Below are 5,837 nucleotides of genomic sequence, written 5' to 3' on the forward strand. Positions count from 1 at the left end.
AACGCGCTGTTTCAGCGCATCAAGCAGGGCAGAGTTAAATGGGGCAGACATGCCGTCCAGAGTAGTGGGCGCACCGACAAGCTCTGGCCGTAGGCTGGGTGGGTGAGTCCAAGTGAGTTCCCCGTCACTCCCGACGGCCCGGTCGATTTCGATGATTCCGCGGCCTTCGAGAGCCCTGACGGCTTTGCCGTCGACAGCAGCGACCGCCTCGAGGGCGACATCCCTGTCCTACGTGATCCCATCCTCGTTGCAGCTTTCGAGGGCTGGAACGACGCCGGTGACGCAGCCAGCGGTGCGGTCGAACATCTCGAGCTGATCTGGGATGCCCAGCCGCTCGCCGAACTCGATTCAGAGGACTACTACGACTATCAGGTCAACCGCCCCACGGTCCGGCAGGTCGACGGTGTCACTCGCGAAATCGTTTGGCCGGCAACACGTTTGTCGGTCTGTTCGCCTCCTGGCAGCGAGAGCGACATCGTCCTGCTTCGCGGGATCGAACCCAACATGCGGTGGCGCAGTTTCTGCGAGGATCTGCTCGAGCTGATCGACCAGCTGAACGTCAAGACGGTCGTCATCCTCGGCGCCCTGCTCGCCGATACTCCGCACACCCGGCCGGTCCCGGTGACGGGCACGGCCTACAGCAGTGAATCCGCCGCCCGATTCAACCTGGAACAGACGCGGTACGAAGGCCCGACGGGCATCACCGGGGTTCTTCAGGACGAGTGCGTTCGTGCTGGTGTACCCGCTATTTCGTTCTGGGCGGCGGTTCCGCACTACGTCTCGCAGCCACCCAACCCGAAGGCCACAGTGGCCCTACTTCAACGAGTCGAGGATGTTCTCGACATCGAGGTCCCACTCGGGGAGCTCCCGGCTCAGTCGGAGGATTGGGAGGAAGCGGTCAACGAAATGACCGCGGACGACGAGGAAATCGGCGAATACGTGCGCACCCTGGAAGAACGGGGAGACGCCGAAACCGACATCAGCGAAGCAATCTCCAAGATCGACGGCGACGCCATCGCCGCGGAATTCGAGCGCTACCTCAGACGGCGAGGCCCCGGCAGCTTCGGACTGTGAGCAAGAACACTCTAGAAGAAGGTGGAAGTACGCAGCGCCCACTGCGCCTCCGGCTTCAACTGATCGCGCTGTACGCCGGCGGGTTCCTCGGCCCGTTCGGCGGCGGCGTGGTTGCTTCGATCCTCCCCGAGATCGGTGACGATCTAGGGGTCGGCCCGTCGGCGGCCGCCTCTTCCCTCACCGCGTACCTGCTCCCCTTCGCCGCTCTGATGTTGGTGTCCGGGACGCTCGGGACACGGTGGGGCAAGGTCCGGACGGTGCGCATCGCATACGGCGTCTATGTCTTCGCGTCGTTGGCATGCTTCCTCGCCCCGACACTCGAGATCTTCCTTGCCGCCCGGGTACTGCAGGGCTCCGCGAACGCATTCACCACGCCGCTGCTGCTTGCTTCGTTGGCGGCCGCAACTCCGCAGGCCCGATTGGGTCGAGCCCTTGGAGCCTTCGGCGCATTCCAGGCCGCAGGGCAGTCGTCGGCTCCGTTGATCGGCGGACTGGCGGCCGAATTCGACTGGCGTCTGGCCTTTCTCGTCATCGCAGTGGTCGCGGGCATCCTGGGAGCCGTCGGACTTCCGAAGTCCGACGCACCGGCAGCGACTACTCCTGCACGCCTTCGCGACGCACTACGCCCTGAAGTGCTCCGCATCGGTATCGCTGCATTGCTCGGCTGGGGCGCCCTCGGTGGACTGAGCTTCCTGCTTGCCTTCCGCTTCGAAGACGAGTTCGGGCTGTCCCCCACCGTCCGCGGCCTACTGCTCACCGTCTTCGGCGTGGCCGGCATCCTCTCGGCCCGGCGCATCGGAATCCTCATCGAGCGCATCGGCGCACGCTCCTCCGTGATGATCGGCGCCCTGGGCGGAGCAGTTCTGGTCTCCGTCGTCGGCCTTGCCGGCTTGGTGCCGGTGATCGCGATCGCATGGTTTGTCGCAGGCGTCGCGAGCCAGTTCGTGCTGGTCGGCGTCAACGCGGCGGTCCTCGGATCCGCGGGGCCGAACCGTGGCGGCGCCGTGTCCGTCGTCCAAGCGATGCGCTTCGGCGGCGCCGCTCTTGCTCCCCTGGCCCTGACACCGATTTACGACTCTTCGCCTGCCGCGAGCTTCCTGATCCCCGCACTACTGCTCGCCGTCGTCGCTCCCCTGATCATGCCGAAGCAACGCTGATCGATCTCGGCAATTTCGAATTTGAAGTTGTGTAGGTAGTGAGTTTCTCGGCGAAAGCGACCACCGTTGTCGCGAGGCTGTCAGGGCGAACATTATTCGGCAAATCTTGTGTTTCCGTCGTCGACAGATATTGATACCATTGGAACATGAGCGAATCTGAGTCGGAACCGGAACGGCCGATCGACATTTTTCGGCGATCGGTTGCCGTCATCGAAGAAAATTTGCCTCCTACCTGGTCTTTGTCGACGCAGCGCTCCCCCGACCTGTCCGAGGCGCCACTCCGACTCGACCTCCGCTCCCCTGACGGCGCGGTGGCCAAATTCGGCGTCTACGCCGCTCACGGTGTCCTGAGCAGCGACGTTCCCGGTATCGCCGATCGCTTCCCCACCGGTCAACCCGGCTTCGTGTGCGCAAAATATCTGTCCGAGCCGGTCCGCCGGCAGCTCGATTCCCACGCGATCTCGTACGCAGACGCCACGGGCAACGTGTCGTTGACCGCTGATCGACCCGCCGTCTGGGTGCGTGGACGCGGAGCCGACGCCGATCCGTGGCGGGGGCCCGGACGTCCTTCCGGACAGCTGACGGGTGATCCGTCAGCTCGCGTCGTGCGTGCGCTTGCCGATTTCGCGGCGCCACTGGCGATCACTGCCTTGGTGCGCCTGGCCGGTGCATCGACGGGAGCAACCTACCGGGTGGTTCAGACACTGTCGGATCGCGAACTGGTCACCCGGCTCCCCCGCGGCGGAATCGGTGACGTCCGCTGGCCGAAGATGCTTCGTGAATGGGCGGCTGAGGCCGGGGCCAAAGCGCCGACGCCTCACGGCTTTCACGCGCCGGACGGGTTGGAAGCACTCTTCGATCAACTGCGTCAGCTCAGCGGTCACATCTACGCCGGTACCGCCTCGGTGGCCGCCGCACCCTTTGCTCGGTACGCACCCACTCGACGTGCCCACTTCCATGCCGACAACGTCGATCAGTTCGCCGACGCTCTCGGACTACGGCGTGTGGAATCCGGCGGTGACGTGTGGATCACCGCTCCCCTCTCACCGTCTGCCTTCGACCGATTGCTCACCCGCGACGGCATCCGCATCGTCGCCCCCAGCCAAGCGTTCGCCGATCTGCTGGTCGGCCCGGACTCCGACGAGGCGGCGGCCGAGCACCTGCTCACATGGATGATCGAGAACGAATCGCAGTGGCGACGCGCCGCATCCCCTGCTACGGATCGCCCGTAGGAAAAAGAGGGGGCGTCTCTCGCCTACCCTGTCATGGTGGAAGAAACGAGTGCGCCCGATTACGCCGCGTACGCCGACACCAATCGACTGAAGCTGTTTTCGTTCACGATCGCGGAAAAACGGGCCGAGTACCTCTGGGTACTTCGTGCCTTCGACCATGCTCGCGCCAACTACACCGTCCTGCTGCATGCCGGAGCCGTCGCGCACATCCTCGAGAAGATCGGTGGATCGGATCCGGCGGCCGATCTGTCGGCAGCAGAGGTCACTCCCCTGTTGGATCAGCTCCACGTGTGGGAGATCCTCGAGCGCAGCTACGACGGCACCCGCGCGGCCACGCTGGCCGAGTACCGCAATCGCCACTTCGTCTACCAGTTCGGTCAGGCCGGATACCAGGTCTATCGATCAGTCGAAGACGTTCTCGCCGCACGCCTGGACTCGGCGTCGCTCTCGCGTCTCGCTCTGCCGGACCTGCTCGCAGACATGTCCGAACTCGCCGAGGCCAACCGAAGCTCCGACGGCGATCTGATCTTCCGCAAGCTCAAGCGCCTCGACTCGACACTCTCCGACATGGCTGATCGAGCCGCGCACTTCTATCTGACCCTCGGGGACCTCGTACGGACCACGGAGATCACTCCGCAGGCTTTCCTCACGCACAAGGACGCTCTGCTCACGCACATGCGGGAGTTCAGCTCCGATCTGGCTCGCTACGCCCCCAAGCTCAAGGAAGCGATCGAGCACGTCGAATCCACCGGGGTCGATCGCATGATCCGCCTCGCCGCCGCCAGTGACGAACGGGTGTTCGTCCCGATCACCGAACGCGAAGACGACTGGGCTGCGCGTTGGCGAGGATTGACCGCCTGGTTCGTCTCCGCGGAATCGGGGATCAGCGAGTCCGAGCGTCTACGTGAGGGCACGATGAGCGCGATCGCCGCGGTTCTGGCGCTCCTTCGCCGCGTCACGGAAACCCGTCGCGGCGGCGTCAGCCGTGAGAGCCAGCTCCGGCACCTCGCCGGCTGGTTCGCCGCCACGCCGTCCGAAGACGCAGCTCATGCTCTGTTCCAGGCAGTGTTCGACCTCGGTCGTCCACGCCATCTCTCGATGGTGCATCCGGACGCCGACATCATTTCGCACTCACGCTCGTGGTGGGAGGCACCGCCGGTCGAGATCGCGCGAACACTCGCCGAAACCGGCCGCCCGCCCTCACCCGGCTTGCCGAGCAAGGTCGCCCGCAACGACGGCAGCATCCGCCGCCTGCGCGAAGAGCAGTTGGCGGCGCAACGTACGCGCAGTGCCGCGGCGCAATCCCTCGCGTCGAACGGTGTTTATCAGCGCGAACTCAACGAGCAGGAGACCGAAGTTTTGCTGAGTCTGCTCAATGCAGCACTGACCGCGCGCGTTCCGGTGGTGGGACGCGTCAAGAGCTCCACCGGTAGCGAGAACGGGGTGAAGCTGACACTCAGTCCCTCGGACGGTTCGACCACCATCAAGACTGCTCGCGGACGAATGCATCTCGACGGCATCGAGGTCAGTGTTCGATGAGAGCTCGCGAGATCACGCCCCTTGCCCTCGACTCGTATCAACGCGCGGCGCGAGTGATCCTGTCCAACCACCTGATCACCTCGACGTACCCGGATCGAATTGCGTTGCCGCTCTTGCGCCGTTGGGCCACCGAACTGCGTGACGACCTTCTCGAACTGTTCGGCTACCGCCTCGAGGTGACGGAGACCACCGCGCGCCTGTTCACGGTGTCGGATCGGCTCAACCCGTCGGCACCGGCCAGAACTGCCTCCGAGCGAACCTTCGATCGCACGCGCTACGCCTACCTGGCGTTGTGCCTGGCCGCGCTGGGCCGCGCCGGAAACCAGATCACGTTGTCGGAGTTGGCCGATCACGTCGCGGCTGACGCAGGGCAGGTCGACGGCGTGGAACTCTCCACCGATCGTGCGTCCGACCGCGACGCCTTCGTCGACGCAGTGGGCTGGCTCGGAGTCAGAGGCGCCATCGCCCTCGCCGACGGTGACGCAAACGGCTGGGCGTCCAATCCCGAAGCGGGAGAAGCGCTCTACGACATCGACCGTTCCGTCGTCGTAGCGCTGTTCCGTCCACCGCGCGCCCTGCAACACCTACACTCCATCCGCGGACTCCTGGCCGTCGAGACCTCGAGCGCCTCCGAGGACGACGGAATTCCCGTGGACGCGAAAGAGATCGGACGCCGAGTACGTCGGGCACTCGTCGAGCGCCCGGTCGTACTGGCCGGTGAACTCGATCAGCACGAATTGATCGCGTTGGCGCAGCCCAAGACCGCGTCGGAAGTCGAACTACTGACGGGGTTGGTGGCCGAGCGCCGCGCCGAGGGAATCGCGATGATCGATCC

General features: G+C 65.0%; 5 protein-coding genes. All 5 read left to right on the plus strand.

Annotated features, from left to right (window positions below):
* Positions 1-219 precede the first annotated feature (219 nt).
* On the plus strand, positions 220-1,074 hold the full coding sequence (locus RWT78_RS27430) for a PAC2 family protein (protein ID WP_223257810.1): 855 nt from the start codon (positions 220-222) through the stop codon (positions 1,072-1,074).
* A complete protein-coding gene (locus RWT78_RS27435; RefSeq protein WP_399552207.1) occupies positions 1,071-2,231 on the plus strand; it encodes an MFS transporter in 1,161 nt (386 codons plus the stop codon). Before RWT78_RS27430 ends, RWT78_RS27435 begins: the two co-directional genes overlap by 4 nt.
* Before the next feature lie 146 nt (positions 2,232-2,377).
* On the plus strand, positions 2,378-3,463 hold the full coding sequence (locus RWT78_RS27440; protein ID WP_019748530.1) for a hypothetical protein: 1,086 nt from the start codon (positions 2,378-2,380) through the stop codon (positions 3,461-3,463).
* 33 nt (positions 3,464-3,496) lie between these two features.
* Complete coding sequence (locus tag RWT78_RS27445) at positions 3,497-5,002, plus strand: TIGR02677 family protein (protein ID WP_007733760.1); 1,506 nt, start codon at positions 3,497-3,499, stop codon at positions 5,000-5,002.
* Positions 4,999-5,837, plus strand: an 839-nt coding sequence (locus tag RWT78_RS27450) for a DUF2398 family protein (protein WP_314682291.1), incomplete at its 3' end; no start/stop codon positions are given. The genes RWT78_RS27445 and RWT78_RS27450, both read left to right, overlap by 4 nt.

The organism is uncultured Rhodococcus sp., assembly GCF_963525155.1.
GTDB lineage: Bacteria > Actinomycetota > Actinomycetes > Mycobacteriales > Mycobacteriaceae > Rhodococcus_F > Rhodococcus_F qingshengii.

What these genes read in the sequence shown, in the direction of transcription:
- RWT78_RS27440 (WP_019748530.1), top strand. Translation starts at nt 2,378, where the DNA reads ATGAGCGAATCTGAGTCGGAACCGGAACGGCCGATCGACATTTTTCGG.
- RWT78_RS27445 (WP_007733760.1), top strand. Translation starts at nt 3,497, where the DNA reads ATGGTGGAAGAAACGAGTGCGCCCGATTACGCCGCGTACGCCGACACC.